The 16,219-nt window shown below is 44.2% G+C and carries 15 protein-coding genes; 10 read left to right on the top strand and 5 right to left on the bottom strand.

The features are described from left to right. Positions 1–182: 182 nt before the first annotated feature. Complete coding sequence (locus ACRRS0_RS14920; protein ID WP_432452414.1) at positions 183–2,234, top strand: methyl-accepting chemotaxis protein; 2,052 nt, start codon at positions 183–185, stop codon at positions 2,232–2,234. A gap of 238 nt (positions 2,235–2,472) precedes the next feature. Here the strand turns inward: ACRRS0_RS14920 and mmsB are convergent, their stop codons facing one another. From mmsB to chvE, 3 genes are all read right to left on the bottom strand, one after another. Continuing rightward, the gene (gene mmsB, locus ACRRS0_RS14915) at positions 2,473–3,678 is read right to left on the bottom strand and encodes a multiple monosaccharide ABC transporter permease (protein ID WP_432452415.1); all 1,206 of its coding nucleotides are present in this window, start codon (positions 3,676–3,678) and stop codon (positions 2,473–2,475) included. A gap of 1 nt (position 3,679) precedes the next feature. Then, complete coding sequence (gene mmsA / locus ACRRS0_RS14910) at positions 3,680–5,212, bottom strand: multiple monosaccharide ABC transporter ATP-binding protein (protein WP_432452416.1); 1,533 nt, start codon at positions 5,210–5,212, stop codon at positions 3,680–3,682. A gap of 74 nt (positions 5,213–5,286) precedes the next feature. After that, positions 5,287–6,345: a multiple monosaccharide ABC transporter substrate-binding protein gene (gene chvE / locus ACRRS0_RS14905; RefSeq protein WP_432452417.1), complete on the bottom strand. Its 1,059-nt coding sequence runs from the start codon at positions 6,343–6,345 to the stop codon at positions 5,287–5,289. Between the two features lie 397 nt (positions 6,346–6,742). On the opposite strand from chvE, the gene ACRRS0_RS14900 reads away from it, so the two are divergent. The 8 genes from ACRRS0_RS14900 to ACRRS0_RS14865 all read left to right on the top strand — a co-directional run bounded on the left by ACRRS0_RS14900 (position 6,743) and on the right by ACRRS0_RS14865 (position 14,023). Continuing rightward, positions 6,743–8,416, top strand: a complete 1,674-nt coding sequence (locus tag ACRRS0_RS14900) for a ribulokinase (RefSeq protein WP_432452418.1) — start codon at positions 6,743–6,745, stop codon at positions 8,414–8,416. Further along, complete coding sequence (locus ACRRS0_RS14895; protein WP_432452419.1) at positions 8,416–9,141, top strand: L-ribulose-5-phosphate 4-epimerase; 726 nt, start codon at positions 8,416–8,418, stop codon at positions 9,139–9,141. Before ACRRS0_RS14900 ends, ACRRS0_RS14895 begins: the two co-directional genes overlap by 1 nt. 16 nt (positions 9,142–9,157) lie before the next feature. Next, positions 9,158–10,657: an L-arabinose isomerase gene (gene araA, locus ACRRS0_RS14890; RefSeq protein WP_432452420.1), complete on the top strand. Its 1,500-nt coding sequence runs from the start codon at positions 9,158–9,160 to the stop codon at positions 10,655–10,657. An 81-nt stretch (positions 10,658–10,738) separates the two neighbouring features. After that, complete coding sequence (gene araC / locus ACRRS0_RS14885) at positions 10,739–11,626, top strand: arabinose operon transcriptional regulator AraC (RefSeq protein ID WP_432452421.1); 888 nt, start codon at positions 10,739–10,741, stop codon at positions 11,624–11,626. Positions 11,627–11,976: 350 nt separating this feature from the next. Further along, a complete protein-coding gene (locus ACRRS0_RS14880) occupies positions 11,977–12,393 on the top strand; it encodes a lysozyme inhibitor LprI family protein (protein WP_432452422.1) in 417 nt (138 codons plus the stop codon). A gap of 132 nt (positions 12,394–12,525) precedes the next feature. After that, positions 12,526–12,891, top strand: coding sequence for a cupin domain-containing protein (locus ACRRS0_RS14875; protein WP_432452423.1), 366 nt, complete (start codon positions 12,526–12,528; stop codon positions 12,889–12,891). Positions 12,892–12,974: 83 nt separating this feature from the next. Beyond that, on the top strand, positions 12,975–13,478 hold the full coding sequence (locus ACRRS0_RS14870) for a YgjV family protein (RefSeq protein WP_432452424.1): 504 nt from the start codon (positions 12,975–12,977) through the stop codon (positions 13,476–13,478). Between the two features lie 86 nt (positions 13,479–13,564). After that, positions 13,565–14,023: an N-acetyltransferase gene (locus ACRRS0_RS14865; RefSeq protein ID WP_432452425.1), complete on the top strand. Its 459-nt coding sequence runs from the start codon at positions 13,565–13,567 to the stop codon at positions 14,021–14,023. 84 nt (positions 14,024–14,107) lie between these two features. On the opposite strand, the gene ACRRS0_RS14860 is transcribed toward ACRRS0_RS14865, so the two are convergent. Further along, positions 14,108–14,356, bottom strand: a complete 249-nt coding sequence (locus ACRRS0_RS14860) for a phage integrase N-terminal SAM-like domain-containing protein (protein WP_432452426.1) — start codon at positions 14,354–14,356, stop codon at positions 14,108–14,110. Positions 14,357–14,632: 276 nt separating this feature from the next. Between ACRRS0_RS14860 and ACRRS0_RS14855 the strand changes: the two genes are divergently transcribed. Then, positions 14,633–15,217 carry a class I SAM-dependent DNA methyltransferase gene (locus tag ACRRS0_RS14855; protein ID WP_432452427.1) on the top strand — a complete coding sequence of 195 codons (585 nt, stop codon included), beginning with the start codon at positions 14,633–14,635 and terminating at the stop codon, positions 15,215–15,217. Positions 15,218–15,245: 28 nt separating this feature from the next. Here the strand turns inward: ACRRS0_RS14855 and ACRRS0_RS14850 are convergent, their stop codons facing one another. Beyond that, complete coding sequence (locus ACRRS0_RS14850) at positions 15,246–16,196, bottom strand: IS110 family transposase (RefSeq protein ID WP_432452353.1); 951 nt, start codon at positions 16,194–16,196, stop codon at positions 15,246–15,248. Positions 16,197–16,219 lie beyond the last annotated feature (23 nt).

The raw sequence follows: 16,219 nt of genomic DNA, 5'->3' as shown, positions 1-16,219 counted from the left end.
AGTTTAAATTATTGCCTTCTATTCTTTTTTAAAAATATAAATTCACAAGTGCGGTATCTTATACTTATTTTTGTCTGATATTGATCGATAGCAAAATAAACGCAATTTATTGGTGACTCGTGTTTACTTAAATTTTCCATTTTTGTAGCATCCGCATTCACATTTTTTTAGGTTACAAATTTATGCAAGCATTTTGCATTTTAAACGGTTTTGGCCATCGCCGAATTGGCTTACAACTGCAATTATTTGTGGGTTTATTGATCGTGATTGCGTTTGGTGCGATTAGCTCTCTGGTTTATGAAAAAGCCGCTGCAGCTTTGTTTGAACAAACCATGTACGATCATCGATCTAAAGTAGAAGCTTTAGCTGAGAATATCGCTGGTGAGTTTGACGATTATTTAAAACAAGCAAAAGTGTTGGAGCGAACCTTTCGAAATGGTTATCTCGACGGCTTTCAAGTATTGGCTCAGTCGGTTAATTACCAACAGTTTAAGGTCTATGAGATTGTTCTTAACGGCCAGTCGTTGTTAGGGGATTTTAGTCAAATAGATCGCTTTACTCAGGATACTGGTGCGGTCGCGACTTTGTTTTCTGCCAGTGGTGATGATTTTATTCGGGTGAGCACCTCATTAACCAACCAAGATGGTCAACGGGTACTTGGGAGTCGCTTGGGCAAGCAACATCCGGGTTATCAACGTCTGATGAATGGTCAAGATTATTACGCCAAGGTCAAATTGTTTGGTCATGACTATTTGACCTATTACTATCCCTTGAAAACACCTCAAGGAAAAGTCATGGGTTTAAGCTTTATTGGGATCCCCATTGAAGAACCGACTCAGCGTATTTTCGCTAATTTGTCGCAAATTAATTGGGGTAAAACCGGACACAGTATTGTCGTGGATAATAGCCCGAGTGAGGCCTTAGGGAACTATCTTTATCATCCCTATATTAAGGATGGAGCTTCGATCATCGACCGGGTCGATGCGCAAGGACATAAACTATTTAAACAGATTTTTGAGCAAGCTTCAGGGGTGATTAGCTTTACTGCTGAGCATCAAGGTAAGGTTGCTGAACAGTATTTGGTTTATGCCGAAGTCCCTGGGTGGAATTGGAAGCTATTAGGCGGAACCTTGGTGGAGGAAGTCACCGAAGCCAGTCGCGATTTACTGCATATTGTGATCATGATTGCTGTATTCGCTGCAATTTTGAGTTTTGTGTCGCTCAGTTTATTTGTGCGTCGCTTTACTAAACCCTTGCTCAGCTTAACCGGAAATATTGAACGCATGGGTGCTGGCGAAATGAGCCTACAGATGGGCGAGGGTAACGCCGAAGCCGATAACGAGATTGAGCGCTTAAATGCAGGCGTGCACCAAATGGCCAGAGAGCTCAATCAATTGATTACTCATATTCGAGACACGAGTAATCGTGTGCAACAGCAGGCGAGCAGTGTATTTACCGATTCTGAAAATAGTTTGCAACAGCTCGATGGCCAGCAGCTTCAGGTGGATCAGGTCGCTGCGGCGATAGAAGAACTGGCTGCATCGGCAAATTCGGTGGCGCATCAAGTCGAAGATATCGCCGGCAGTGTGCGTTTAGCTGATAGCAGTAGCCAACATGGCTCTCATTTAGTTGAGCAGATGATTTCAGAGATTGGCTTGCTGAATCAACAGCTGAAGCAGTCTTCTGATGCGATAGCTTTGGCGGGAGAAGAGAGCCGTAATATTCAAGATGTAACACGAATGATCAACGAAATTGCAGACCAAACCAATTTACTTGCCTTGAACGCGGCAATTGAGGCAGCGAGGGCGGGTGAACAAGGTCGTGGTTTTGCGGTGGTCGCCGATGAAGTTCGAACCTTAGCCAAACGAACCCAAGATTCGGTGAAAGAAGTGGAAGCCATTGTTGGGAAACTGCAAGCCAGTACTGGCAATGCGGTGAGCATGATGAGTGAGAGCCAACAACGGGGTGAGTTGTTTACCGAGCATGCCGCTAATACCGGTGAGGCTCTGAGCAAGATTACTGAGCAAGTCAGTTTAATTGCCAGTCAATCGGAGACTATCGCCGCCACGACTGAACAGCAGGCGCAGGTGTCTCAAGAGATTGCCGCCAATGCCGCCAAACTCAGTGAGGCAAATGCCGATGGCCGCAATACCGCGGCGAAAAGCGCCGACAGTGCCACGCAATTACAATCTATGGCTGATGCACTGCAGCAGCAAGTATCGGTGTTTCACTAAGGGGCGCTTGATAGCAAGTCGCTTCGTCGTCGCCGTTCAGCTTTAGGGCTAAAAATAGTGGCGTGCCGACTTGGAATTTTGCTATGAGAGGGATTTGTTCCTGTGATGCCTTAGTTGCTTGCTGTTGGCTAATTTGTCCTCGGCATTCACTAAGCAGTATCGGTCATAAAAAAAGAGATTAAGTCGGGACTTAATCTCTTTTTTATAGGCTTAAGTCCTTCGGCTTAAGCATTCAAATTTATGCACTGCGTTTTTTGCTGTAAACATCGAAAATAACCGCAGCCAGTAATACCAAACCTTTAATGACTTGTTGCCAGTCGATGCCAACGCCCATGATTGACATACCGTTATTCATCACGCCCATGATGAATGCACCAATCACCGCACCCATGATTTTACCAACGCCGCCATGTACCGAGGCGCCACCAATAAATACCGCCGCAATCACATCCAGTTCGAAAGATAAACCCGCTTTTGGTGTCGCCGTATTAAGTCGAGCCGCAAATACCAAACCTGCCAGCGCAGCTAACATTCCCATATTGGCAAAAGTTAAGAAGGTGATTTTTTTGGTATTAATTCCTGACATCAAGGCCGCTTTTTCGTTACCACCAATGGCATAGATGCGTCGTCCGATAGTGGTGTTATTGGTAATAAATACATACAGTGAAATGAGCAGGGCCATTACCATTAAAATATTGGGAATACCTTTATAGGTAGACAATAAATAGACCAAGTAGAGTAGCGCCGCGGAGATGAAACCAATTCTGAGTAAAAATATATTGGTGGGTTCTTCGCTGGGCATCAACTGCTGTTGTTTGAGGCGACTGCGTAAGTTAAAGCCGATAAAAGCTGAGACTAAAATAATTCCTAAGATGAAAGAAGTGAGGTTAAATTTGTGCATATCAAAGATATCGCCAATGAACCCCGAACTTAAAGCCTGAAATTCACTAGGGAATGGCCCTACCGATTGCCCTTGTAGCAGCGCAATGGTTAAACCTTTAAAGACTAACATGCCCGCTAGAGTCACAATAAACGCTGGGATCTTATGATAAGCGATCCAGTAGCCCTGCATTGCTCCAATCACGAAACCTGCGGCTAAACAAATGATTACCGTAACAAACCAGTTAAAGTCAAAGTTAACCATTAACACCGCAGCCAGCGCGCCGACAAAGCCACAGACAGAACCGACCGATAAGTCGATATGACCTGCAACAATCACCAGTAACATGCCTAAGGCCATAATAATGATATAGGAGTTTTGTAAAAATAAGTTGGTAAGGTTAACCGGTTTGAGTAGGGTGCCTTCGGTAATAATCTGAAAGAATCCCATAATCACAATCAGGGCTAATAAAATGCCATATTCTCTCAGATGACGAGTGACAGCGCCAAATCCACTCACCGAGTTGTCGCTATCTTTAGCATTGTTTACAACTTTGGTACTCATTTCATTCTCTCCCCGATTGAATGATCAATTGCATAATTTTTTCCTGAGATGCCTGTTCGGCAGTGAGTTCACCCACGAACTCCCCTTCATTCATCACGTAGATGTGGTCACACATGCCTAATAGCTCTGGCATTTCAGAAGAGATGATGACGATGCCTTTTCCTTGCTCTGCGAGGTGATTAATCAGTGTGTATATTTCATATTTTGCGCCCACATCGATGCCCCGAGTGGGTTCATCGAGGATTAGGACTTCTGGATCGGCAAACAACCATTTGGCAAGCACAACTTTTTGCTGATTACCACCCGATAAGTTATCGGTATGCTGGCTGAGTGATGAGCAGCGAATGTTCATCTTATTCTTGTAGTCATTGCCAAGCATGGTTTCTTGCGCGTTATTAATGACCGTATGATTTGAGATAGCCGACAAATTTGCCAAAGGAATATTGTGCAAAATGCTGTCGATTAACACCAGACCATAGTCCTTCCGGTCTTCGGTCACGTAGGCTAAACCTGCTTCAATGGCTTTTTCTATGGTATTGAGCTTGACTGGTTTGCCATGTAATTTTAATTCGCCCGATATTTTTTGCCCATAAGAGTGACCAAAAATACTGCGGGCTAATTCGGTTCGACCAGCTCCCATTAGTCCAGCGATACCAACCACCTGTCCGCGTTTTACCGCAAAATCAATGTTATGAATGATTCGCCGTTCACTGTGTAGTGGGTGATAAACTTCCCAGTTATTCACGCTGAGAATTTCTTCACTAATGGTGGCTTTACGGTGTGGATAACGGTCTTGTAATTCGCGGCCAACCATATCGCGAATAATGTCATCTTCACTGATCTGCTGGGTGCGACAATCCATGGTGCTCACCGCTCCGCCATCGCGGATCACCGTAATTTTGTCGGCGACTTTGGCCACTTCATTCAATTTGTGGGAAATCAGGATTGAAGCAATGCCTTGGCGTTTAAACTCTAACAGTAATTCGAGCAGGGCATCACTATCGGTTTCGTTTAAGCTGGCGGTTGGCTCGTCTAAGATAAGTACTTCCACGTCTTTGGAAAGTGCCTTGGCAATTTCAACCAATTGTTGTTTGCCCACGCCTAAATTCTGAATTTTTGTCTGCGGATTTTCATTGCCTAAGCCAACTTTGGCCAAGACTTTTTGGGTTTTAAGGAAGGTTTGTGGCCAATCGATGACACCTTTGTCTTCGATTTCGTTCCCTAAAAATACATTTTCGGCAATCGATAACATCGGAACCAAGGCGAGCTCTTGGTGAATGATGATGATGCCTTTGTGTTCACTATCTGAAATGGTATTAAATTGTTGTTTTTGGCCCCGATAAACAATCTCACCATCAAAACTACTATGTGGATATACGCCACTGAGAACTTTCATCAACGTGGATTTACCCGCGCCATTTTCGCCCACTAGTGCGTGAATTTCAGCATTGTCTAAACTGAGGCTGACGTTGTTTAGCGCTTTTACACCAGGGAAGGTTTTGGTGATATTGCGCATTTCTAAAATGGTATTCATAGTTCCCTCAGAAAAATCAAGGATCGAATAAGCGAGACCTTTTGATCCATGGATCAAAAGGTCTCAAATCGACACTACAGCTGGTCTTTACTGTAGTAGCCACTACCAATAAGTATTTCTTCCCAGTTTGATTTATCTACTGGAACTGGTTTGAGTAGGAAGGAAGGGACAACTTTATAGCCATTGTCATAGGTTTTAGTGTCGTTGATTTGTGGCTCGGAGCCACTTAACAACGCTTCAACCATGCCAACTGTAACCTTGGCAAGTTCACGGGTATCTTTGAAAATAGTAGAGCCCTGCTCGTTGGCAATAATTGATTTAATTGACTGCAGTTCAGCGTCTTGTCCGGTGACATAAGGCATTTTTAAGTCGCCACTACCGTAACCAACCCCTTTCAATGAAGATAAGATCCCAATACTGATGCCATCGTAGGGAGACAACACAGCATCAATAGGTTCGTCGGTGTAGTAGGCACTGAGTAGGTTATCCATCCGTGCTTGTGCGGTTGCACCATCCCAACGTAAGGTTGACACTTTTTCCATGCCAGTTTGACCACTACGGATCACTAACTTACCGCTATCAAGGTAAGGTTGTAGTACAGAGATTGCGCCGTTATAGAAGAAGTAGGCATTGTTATCATCGGGGGAACCGCCAAATAACTCAATATTAAAAGGTCCAGCGCCGTTCGCGAGATCGAGCGCTTTTTCGATGGTTTGTGCTTGTAATACGCCGACTTGGAAGTTATCAAAGGTGGCGTAGTAACTCACGTGAGGTGAGCCTTTAATGAGGCGATCGTAAGCTACCACTGGAATATCACTTTCTGCGGCTTGTTCTAGTACCTTCGATAGGGTTGTCCCATCGATAGAGGCAATCACCAGCGCGTCGACACCACGTACTACCATGTTTTCTATTTGCGCCAATTGATTAGGAATATCATCACCGGCATATTGCAATACAACTCTATATCCACTTTTTTCAAATAATGCTTTCATATTATTACCATCACCGATCCAACGGGCCGATGATTTGGTTGGCATCGCAATACCAACGGTTTTCTTTGCGCTAGCGATTGATGGCGCAAGCGCCAACAGGCTCACCATTGCTGCACTTATGAGGGTTTTATAAAGCTTCATTTTTTCGCTCCGTGTAAAATATTTAGCTAATCTTTCACCAAGTTAAGGGTCGAGCTAATTGCGTCTCTCGTTTAACTGGGACAAGTATTCATCATCTTTTAAAAATAAGTCGCTAACAAAACGACAAGTTTGGCATGACAGCGTTCTTATCCATATATTTAGCTGTTATTGACATGTTGCCAGTATGTGAATTGACAAATTTGTACATATTTGCCGTGAAAAAACGTGATTTTTGCTATAAGAAAGGCTTTTCATAGCGATTCTCAATATTTTGACCCATGATTGATAATTTTCTAAGTAACGATAATATCCATGACAATAGCGTTATCGTTTATGGCAGGTTTACCAAGCAACGACCACTATATTGATAATGTAGCAATTATCAGGAGAGTGGCGGGTGGATAAGCAGCGTTATGTGATCGGGCTCGATTTTGGATCAGATTCAGTACGGGCTCTAATTATTGGAACCGACGATGGTCAAGAAGTCGGTACCAGTGTTAGTGAATACCCTCGATGGATGAAAGGTTTATATTCCAAGGCCGAAGTTTCTCAATTTAGACATCATCCTCAGGACTATATCGATGCGATGAGCGCCGCCATTATGCAGGCGCTGGACGGCTGTAGTGCAGACGTTCGAGGTAATATTGTTGGGATTGGTGTTGATAGCACCGGCTCAACTCCCGCACCGATTGATGCGCAGGGGAGAGTATTAGCATTACTCGATGAACATAAAGATAACCCCAATGCAATGTTCATTCTATGGAAAGACCATACCAGTGTAACGAAAGCTGAGTTAATTAATCAGCTTGCTCATGGTGGAGAATTTGAAGATTACACCCGTTATGTGGGAGGTGTTTATTCCAGCGAATGGTTTTGGGCGAAGGCCGCTTGGGTTGCAGAGCAGGATCCCGAACTGGCGAAATCAATTTACGCATGGGTGGAACTTGCCGATTGGGTTCCCGCGCTACTGGCCGATAATTTGGCGCCAGATAGTATCAAAAGGGGGATCTGTGCTGGAGGGCACAAAGCCCTTTGGCATGAGTCTTGGGGCGGCTTGCCTGATCAACAGTTTTTAAGTGCTATTTCTCCGAGCTTAGATGGGATGCGTGAACGCATGTATCAACAGGTGTTCACCGCCGATCAAGTGGCGGGTTATTTGAGCGAACAGTGGGCCGATAAACTCGGTTTACCGGCAGGTATTGCGGTAGCCGTTGGTGAATTTGACTGTCACATGGGCGCGGTCGGGGCTGGCGCGGGCGCTCATGACTTAGTGAAAGTGATGGGGACTTCAACCTGCGATATTTTGATGGTCGATCCGGCCGAGCTGGGCGAGCGTACTATTGAAGGGATCTGTGGTCAGGTATTAGGCAGCGCGATGCCAGAGTTGGTGGCCTTAGAAGCCGGTCAATCGGCTTTTGGTGATTTATATGCCTGGTATAAGCGAGTGCTATTGTGGCCGCTGCAGCAAATTGCCGGCCAAAGTTCCGAAGCGGCGGCAGCCCTCAAACAGCTTGAACAAAGTTTAATTCCGTTGCTTAGCGAACATTGTCAGGCACAAAGCTTAGCCGATCCGGTCGCAATGGATTGGCATAACGGTCGTCGGACACCCTTCGCTAATCAGCGCCTCACGGGCACGGTGGCTGGGCTGAACTTGGGCTCTAGTGCGCCAATGATCTTTAATAGCTTGGTCGAAGCGACGGCGCACGGTGCCAAGGCGATCATGGACTGTTTTGTGAATCAACAAGTGGAAGTGAAGCGGGTGATTGCGATTGGTGGTATTGCCAAAAAATCGCCTTTAGTCATGCAAACTTGTGCGGATGTGATGAATTGCGAGCTGTTGGTCATGGACAGCGAACAATGTTGCGCTCTTGGAGCTGGTATTTTTGCGGCGGTGGCTGCTGGACTATATGCCAATACCGCGAGTGCTCAGCAAGCAATGGCTAGTGCGGTTCATTTAACCTATCAACCTAATCCTGAGCGGGTAGCTTTCTATCAACAGCGACATCTGCAATATCGTCAGCTTGGTGAGAGTGTCGAAAACTTGGTCGCTCAGCAAGGGGAGAAAAATTGATGGCTGATCGAGATAATACCGCGGTGACGCTGGCCCAGCTTCGGGAGCAGGTGTATTTAGCCAATATGGCGCTGCAAACGCACAAGTTGGTGACTTTTACTTGGGGAAATGTTTCCGGTATCGACCGTCAGCGCGGTTTAGTGGTGATTAAGCCCAGTGGCGTGGCCTATGAACAGCTGAGCCCCGAGAATATGGCGGTGGTCAATTTGGCTGGTGAAGTCGTAGAAGGAGAGCTTCGACCTTCCTCTGATACCGCCACTCATCTGGCTCTGTATCAGCAATACCCAGAGATCGCAGGCATCGTACATACCCATTCCCCCTTTGCTTGTGCCTGGGCACAAGCGGGTTTAGCTATCCCTGCACTTGGAACCACTCATGCTGACTATTTCTATGGCGATATCCCATGTACTCGGCCACTCACTCAGTCTGAGATTGACGTCGATTATGAAGCCAATACCGGTTTAGTGATTATCGAAACGCTGGCCGATACTCCGCCACTTGCTATGCCCGGTATCGTGGTGAGCGAACATGGTCCGTTTAGTTGGGGAACCAGTCCCGAGAATGCTGTACATAACGCAGTGGTTTTAGAAGAAGTAGCAAAAATGGCGCTGTACACCCGTCAACTGAATCCGCAGGTCGGCTCACTTAATCAGGGGCTGCTTGATAAACACTATTTACGTAAGCACGGTAAAAATGCCTATTACGGTCAAAAAGGTTCGCGTTAATTAAGGAAATTTTTATATGACTAATTCAACTCTATCACTGTGGTTTGTAACTGGTTCGCAACACTTGTATGGGCCTAAAGTGCTCGAAGAAGTGGCCAATGACAGCAATCAGCTTGTTCAGGGTTTAAATGACAGCGGAGAGATTTCGCTGAATATTGTAGACCAAGGGGTGGTCACCGATGCCGCAGAAATCAGTCGACTGATGCGTCGCGCGAATAGCGATGAAAGCTGTGCTGGGATCATGTTATGGATGCATACTTTTTCTCCCGCCAAGATGTGGATAGCTGGTTTAGGTCAGCTCAATAAGCCGATGCTGCATTTACATACCCAATTTAATGCGAATCTGCCTTGGCAAAGTATTGATATGAACTTTATGAATACTAACCAAAGCGCTCACGGCGGCCGAGAGTTTGGCTTTGTTGTGACCAGAATGAATGTTCCACGTAAAGTGGTGGTTGGGCATTGGCAAGAACCTCGGGTATTGGAAGAAGTCGATCAATGGGCCCGTGCAACTCGTGGTGTGTATGAATCCGAAAGCCTAAAAGTGGCGCGCTTTGGTGACAATATGCGTCAGGTGGCGGTGACGGATGGAAATAAGGTGTCGGCACAAATTAAATTTGGCTACGAAGTCAATGCCTATGGGGTCGGTGACCTTAAAGTTTATGTCGACAAGGTGTCAGACGATGATTGTGCCAGCCTCATCGATGAATATTGTGCTTCATACGTAGTGGATCAAGCTTTATTGAGTGATCCAGAAAGTTACCAGTTACTGGTGAACGAAGCCCGTTTAGAAATTGGTATGGAGCGTTTCCTAAGCGACCATGGTTGTATGGCCTTCACCAACTGCTTTGAAGATCTGCATGGTTTGACTAACTTGCCAGGCCTCGCTACCCAACGTTTGATGGCCAAAGGTTATGGTTATGGCGGTGAAGGTGATTGGAAAACCGCAGCTTTGGTTCGCATTGTGAAGGCAATGACTGAAGGTGAAGCGGGTGGTACCTCCTTTATGGAAGATTATACCTACGACTTCGGTGCGGTTGATCAGGTGCTCGGGGCGCATATGTTAGAGGTTTGTCCAAGTATTAGTGAAAATAAACCCGAACTAATTATTGCTCGCCATACCATTGGCTGTAAGTGTGATATTCCGCGGCTTAAATTCTCGGCGAAGGCTGGACCAGCAATTAACTTGTCGTTAATTGATTTAGGGGATCGCTTCCGTTTAATCGCTAATGCGGTGGATACGGTTGATTTGCCCGAAGACATGCCCAACTTACCGGTTGCGCATGCGCTATGGCAGCCACAACCAAATTTACCGGTTGCCGCTGCGAGTTGGATCCATGCGGGTGGGGCTCACCACTCGGTATATACTCAAGCCCTGAGCATGGAAACGGTGATCGATTATGCACAAGTGCATGATATTGAACTGATTATTATTGACAACTCGACCGATGTCCGTTCCTTACAAATGGAGTTACGCCATAACAATCTGCATTATCGTTTGAACTCTTTGGGTTAATCACCCGCGAACAAGGGTTGCTAAGCAACCCTTGTTCATATCTGCGATCCAACAAACACAAACTACTGAGAATCTAATGCTATGATTTCGACAATTGTTTCAAATAAAACCTATTTAAAGCATATGCAAAACGATCCTCTTAAGCCGGGTTATAATTTTGATGCGCATTTAGTCGCTGGTTTAACCCCAATTACAAAAGGTGAAGATTTAGATTTTTGTATCGATCGTCCTCAAGGGATGAAGGGATTTATCATCAACTATACCTGCGAAGGGCAAGGTTCAGTTTTTCAAGGGGATAAGCAATTTGATGTAAGTGCTGGCGATCTGTTGTTATTCCCACCGGGAGTACCCCATTATTATCGTCGACAGGCTGACAGTGATACTTGGAAACATCGCTGGGTCTATTTTCGTCCGCGTGCTTTTTGGCAAGACTGGCTACAGTGGGCACAAATCAAAAATGGTGTTTATTTCTCACCCAAGCCGGGAGTGGAACAGCAAGTTGAACTAGAACATCTATTTCAAGATGTGGAACGTCATTCGAAAACTGGCGATCCCTTCGATGTAGAGTTGTCCTTGAATTTATTAGAGCAGTTGTTACTGCGCTGTAAACAGATGCAACCGGATGTACGTAGCAAGGCTTTAGATCCACGTATCGAAACCGCCATTAATTTTATGACTCGCAATTTAACGCGAGACTTTCAATACCAAGAGATCGCTGAAACAGTCTGTTTATCGAGCTCTCGTCTGGGTCACTTATTCCGTGATGAACTGGGCATGACCATTACTCAATGGCGAGACGATCAACGAATTAGCCGTGCCAAGCAGTTGTTGATCACCAATAACGTGAGTATTAGCCGGATTAGCTTACAGGTGGGTTATAACGATCCTCTGTATTTTTCTCGAGTGTTTAAAAAACTAAATGGGATCAGCCCCAAAGGTTATCGTAAGCAATTTAGCTTGATTTATTAAAGGCTGAGCTCAGTGATGTATGCGAGAGAATGATGAATCATGATGCATCAACGCGCGACTTGCCTTGTATGACCGGGCGTATTATTTACCTCTTTATCCCGACCATTTAAATTAGAAGTGTTTCAATCTCTCGTGCCTGAATTGCCGAAGGTTTCTGATGAATTCGGCATCTTCAGCATCCCTCGCGCTATCGGGTTCAGTGACGTAGCGCTGCCTTAAAGGGCGCTGCGAAAATAAACGCTTGATGGCCCATCAATAACTGATTAAAGCTTCAGCCATCCATCAAAGGTGAGTGTTTAAATCGACTTACTGTTAAACTAATTTTTAATTCGAAATTGGTGAAAAGGAAGATGATGAATCGCTATTGGTGTTTGCTTGGCTTATGTTTTGTGTTTTTAGTTTCCGCAACAGAACAAACCATAGATTGTGAAAAAGCCTATTCGACGCTCGACATTAATTACTGTGCTGGAATCGAATTAGATTTGGCCGAACAGCAAATGCAACGCTATCTTGCGACCAGTTTAAAGCACAATGAGGATGATCCTGAATTGCTTGACGCGATTAAATTGGCGCAGCAAGATTGGCGGAAATACTATAAATCGCACTGTGATTCTGTGTATACCCAGTGGCGGGAGGGATCGATTCGAGGCGTGATGGCACTGTCTTGTAAAACCAAGCTGACCAAACTGCGGACGCATCAGCTATGGGAAAATTTCTTAACTTATATGGATAGCACGCCTCCGGTTTTGCCCGAACCCAAACGGTAATGATTGAAGGTGCTTTCTAGCCAAGCTTTCCATGACATTTTAATGATTTAAGCGATGATGTATTTTGGCCATGTTTGCTCAGATATGCTGCTTATTATCTGTTTTTATTTCCAATAAAACTGAAGGAATGAAATGAGTAAGATTACGATTAGTCATAAATTTGAATTGTTTAGCGAAGAGTGGACGCCTAAGGTGATTGCTCAATCTAACGGACAACTCGTTAAAATTGCGAAAGGTAGTGGCGAACTGGTGTGGCATCAACATCAACACGAGGATGAGCTATTTATGGTTTTTAAAGGCCATCTCACGATTCAGTTGAGAGATAAGGATATTGAGCTCGGTGTAGGGGAGATGTTTGTTGTACCAAAAGGTGTGGAGCATTGCCCTCGTGCAGAGCCAGACACTCATTTCATGATGATAGAGCCTGCCAGTACCGCGCATACCGGGGCCTTAGAAAGCGATATGACAGTGGCATATGCAGATCAAGAATGGATCTAGTCGCAAAGCTTTAATCCGGTCGGTTTCGCCTGAATAAGCTCCCAGTTATTTACACTATAATGATCAATATGTAATAGGCCCTTATGTCGTTATTTCTAATCTCTCAATTATTCGTTGCCGTCGCTATTTGCTTCGACTTTATGTCGTTTCAGTTTCGGGAGAGAGCAAAAATAGTGACATGCTTGTTTTGTGCTGGGATTTTAATCTCTTTGCATTTTGCGCTGCTGGGTCAGTGGACGGCCACCAGTCTCATGGGGATAGCTACGATCCGATACTTCGTGAGTATTTTTTCAAGCTCGGCTAAGCTTAAATATCTATTTTGTTTCACTTCTGTATTGGCGACGGTGCTGACTTATGCTGGTGTCGCTAGTATGCTGAGTTGCTTAGGCTCGGTCTTTCAAACGGTCGCCGCGTTCAACAGCAATGACCAAAGATTAAGGCAGTTGATGATCGTTGGCACCTGTTTTTGGCTGGCCCATAATTATCTGGTCGGTTCACCAACTGCAGTATTAATGGAAGTGCTATTCATCACCAGCAACTTAATCGGCTATTACCGCCATTACTATAGAAATACTAGTGTGGCATAACAATTACAAAACATTGCGTGGGAAACTGTTGTTTAGTTTTAAGTTTGCTAAAAGCCATCTCTCGTTTTGACCGATTGGAGTAGTTTATGATCCGATCTTTCCAAGTTGATGATATGGACTCAATTCTCAATATTTGGCTTGATGCTTCGCGCATCGCCCATGATTTTGTTGAATCTTCCTTTTGGCACGCTCAACTTGCAACTATGCGGGATGTTTATTTACCGAATTCGGAAGTTTATGTTTACCAGCAGCAATCAAGCGTTGGTGGTTTTTACGCACTGCATGGCAATACGCTGGCAGCTCTCTTTGTAAAGCCATCGTTGCAAGGTCAAGGGATTGGTAAGGCGCTGATCGGTGATGCGAAACGCAAGCGTCATGAGTTGATGTTGACTGTTTATAAAAATAATCATCCCGCTTGTCAGTTTTATTTGCAGCAAGGATTTTCGTTTGTTCAAGAGCAGACGGATATACATACTGGCCACAGAGAATGGTTAATGAATTGCTCGCCGCTTAAAACTGTCTCGGAAATGATTCCCAAGCGATAACCAAACGAACGGAGAGGCGTTTTTAAGTACCAATGAATATTCATCGGAGATAACAACAGTCTTGCGCTGTATAACATTGAATGTTTATCGGCGCATCATGAATGCATTAAACGTGATGTTTCGAGCCGCCGGAGCGACTTGCCTATCGACCGCTAGATGAGTTAGAAATCGTTCAATATCAGCAGCTCCGAGCTTTGCTGGGTGCTGCTTGTGATAAAAATACAAAAAACGTTTTATCCAATGCCAATAGGTTTGCTCGGTGCGAATACTGTAATGGTGCTGATAAATTGTATTTCTAAATCGCAGCTGGAGTCGCAATGGTGTGTTTGACATGATGCGCACTTTTTGGCTGTATGTGCACAGTATTTGTGGTTTCGTTTGCGTCATTTGTCAAAGTAATCAATGATAGAAATGGATCGACGATTGATTGATTCCGAGTAAAAAACTAAGGTAGACAATGGGTTAATATCAAATCATAAAGTGATGCGCGAACGTGATGAAGATCATATTTTTTGTGATAGGACGCGCGCTCATTGAATGGGATAGACCGCACGTGCGGCCTACTTAGCGTTAGGCATTTAGGTAAACTATGAGTTTTTGGAGAGTATTTTGAGTAATGAGTGGGACGAGTATGCTGAGAACTGGGATGTTGATCCAACAGTTGAAGAGTATGCTAAAAATGCATTTTCAGAACTTTCAGATAACATCAATATTAATGGTTTAACCGTCCTTGATTTTGGCTGTGGTACAGGTGCATTAACTCAGCTAATGAGTCCAACCGCTAAAAGTATTGTTGCGATAGATCCATCTTCAGAAATGATAAAGCATTTGGATAAAAAGTCGCTGAACAATGTGTCGTCTATATCTGATTATTTATCAAAAGAGTTAGTTCAAAACCTTCCTGAGTTAGAAAACAAATTTGATCTAATAGTGGCGTCCTCTGTTTGCGGTTTTCTACCTGACTATGAAGCAACTTTGAGTTTATTAAAATCCCTAATAAAAGAAGGTGGATTTTTTGTACAATGGGATTGGCTTTCTAATGATGACTCATCGGGTATGGGGTTGTCAGAGAAAAGGGTTAAACAAGCATTTATAGCAAATGGCTTTGTAAATACTAGAGTTAATAGTCCTTTTATAATGAGTAGCTCCAAAGGTAACATGCCTGTTTTAATGGCTATTGGCAAAAATGCCTAACAAACGACTATGGTGTCAATAAGTTAGATTAAATTATTTTTGCATCCCATAAGGCGCCATCTCGTAGCATTGAGTTTAGGATGGTTACCATCTTTCTTACGCATGCAATGATGGCTACTTTTTTAGGTTTCCCTTCAGCTAAAAGCCTCTGATATGTGCTCTTAAAAATGGGGTTACATTGGATGGCTGACATCATGGCCATGTATAAAACGGTTCTTACTTGAGCTCGTCCCCCTTGAATTTTTCTGAGCCCTTTATAGCGGCCACTTTCTCGGTTCATTGGGGCCACTCCGACGAGAGATGAGGCTTGTTTATTGGTTATTAACCCTAACTCTGGAAGGTTACTAATGATAGACGCCGCTGCAATTTTCCCTATTCCTGGCATGCTTTGTAATATCTCATTCTTGGCTTGATACTCAGGGTTACTTTCAATTAGCTTGATAATCTTGCTTTCAATTTTCTCTATCTGATTTTTAAACGCAGTTAAAATAGGTTTAATCGTCAGAATGAGTTGCGAGGGCATAATTTTCATGCGATTTTTTTCCATTGTTTGCATCGAAAGAAGCTGGTTTCTTCGGATGACTAAATCTGCCATGAGTCGCATAGAATCTGGCTTTAGTGTCGTTAAATTGGGCTTTATAGCTTCGGCGTAGTGCGCGATAAGTTTTGCGTCAAGTTTGTCTGTTTTAGCCCTCTGCCCGATAGCGCCTGCAAAACGTCTTACATGAACAGGGTTGGCTATTACATACGGTAGTTTGGCATTGTGACAAGCTATAATAAAAGGCATTTCTAATCGACCTGTAGCTTCAATCACGACTCGTAATGGCGTGTGTTTTTGAATGATTTTTATGGCTTGCTTGATACCTTTATCATCGTTGGAGACAGTGAAGAAAATGTCGAGGGGTCTAATATAAACATCAAGTTGTTCTTTACCTGTATCGACACCGACGTTAATACATTTATTTGTTACTGTATTCATAATAAGCTGACTCTATATTGCGT

Origin of the sequence: Agarivorans sp. QJM3NY_29 (assembly GCF_050870835.2) — a bacterium.
Taxonomy (GTDB): Bacteria; Pseudomonadota; Gammaproteobacteria; order Enterobacterales; family Celerinatantimonadaceae; genus Agarivorans.
This window is presented reverse-complemented; position numbering and strand designations above follow the sequence as displayed.

What these genes read in the sequence shown, in the direction of transcription:
- ACRRS0_RS14920 (WP_432452414.1), top strand. Translation starts at nt 183, where the DNA reads ATGCAAGCATTTTGCATTTTAAACGGTTTTGGCCATCGCCGAATTGGC.
- mmsB (WP_432452415.1), bottom strand. Translation starts at nt 3,678, where the DNA reads ATGAGTACCAAAGTTGTAAACAATGCTAAAGATAGCGACAACTCGGTG.
- mmsA (WP_432452416.1), bottom strand. Translation starts at nt 5,212, where the DNA reads ATGAATACCATTTTAGAAATGCGCAATATCACCAAAACCTTCCCTGGT.
- chvE (WP_432452417.1), bottom strand. Translation starts at nt 6,345, where the DNA reads ATGAAGCTTTATAAAACCCTCATAAGTGCAGCAATGGTGAGCCTGTTG.
- ACRRS0_RS14895 (WP_432452419.1), top strand. Translation starts at nt 8,416, where the DNA reads ATGGCTGATCGAGATAATACCGCGGTGACGCTGGCCCAGCTTCGGGAG.
- araA (WP_432452420.1), top strand. Translation starts at nt 9,158, where the DNA reads ATGACTAATTCAACTCTATCACTGTGGTTTGTAACTGGTTCGCAACAC.
- araC (WP_432452421.1), top strand. Translation starts at nt 10,739, where the DNA reads ATGATTTCGACAATTGTTTCAAATAAAACCTATTTAAAGCATATGCAA.
- ACRRS0_RS14880 (WP_432452422.1), top strand. Translation starts at nt 11,977, where the DNA reads ATGATGAATCGCTATTGGTGTTTGCTTGGCTTATGTTTTGTGTTTTTA.
- ACRRS0_RS14875 (WP_432452423.1), top strand. Translation starts at nt 12,526, where the DNA reads ATGAGTAAGATTACGATTAGTCATAAATTTGAATTGTTTAGCGAAGAG.
- ACRRS0_RS14870 (WP_432452424.1), top strand. Translation starts at nt 12,975, where the DNA reads ATGTCGTTATTTCTAATCTCTCAATTATTCGTTGCCGTCGCTATTTGC.
- ACRRS0_RS14865 (WP_432452425.1), top strand. Translation starts at nt 13,565, where the DNA reads ATGATCCGATCTTTCCAAGTTGATGATATGGACTCAATTCTCAATATT.
- ACRRS0_RS14860 (WP_432452426.1), bottom strand. Translation starts at nt 14,356, where the DNA reads ATGTCAAACACACCATTGCGACTCCAGCTGCGATTTAGAAATACAATT.
- ACRRS0_RS14850 (WP_432452353.1), bottom strand. Translation starts at nt 16,196, where the DNA reads ATGAATACAGTAACAAATAAATGTATTAACGTCGGTGTCGATACAGGT.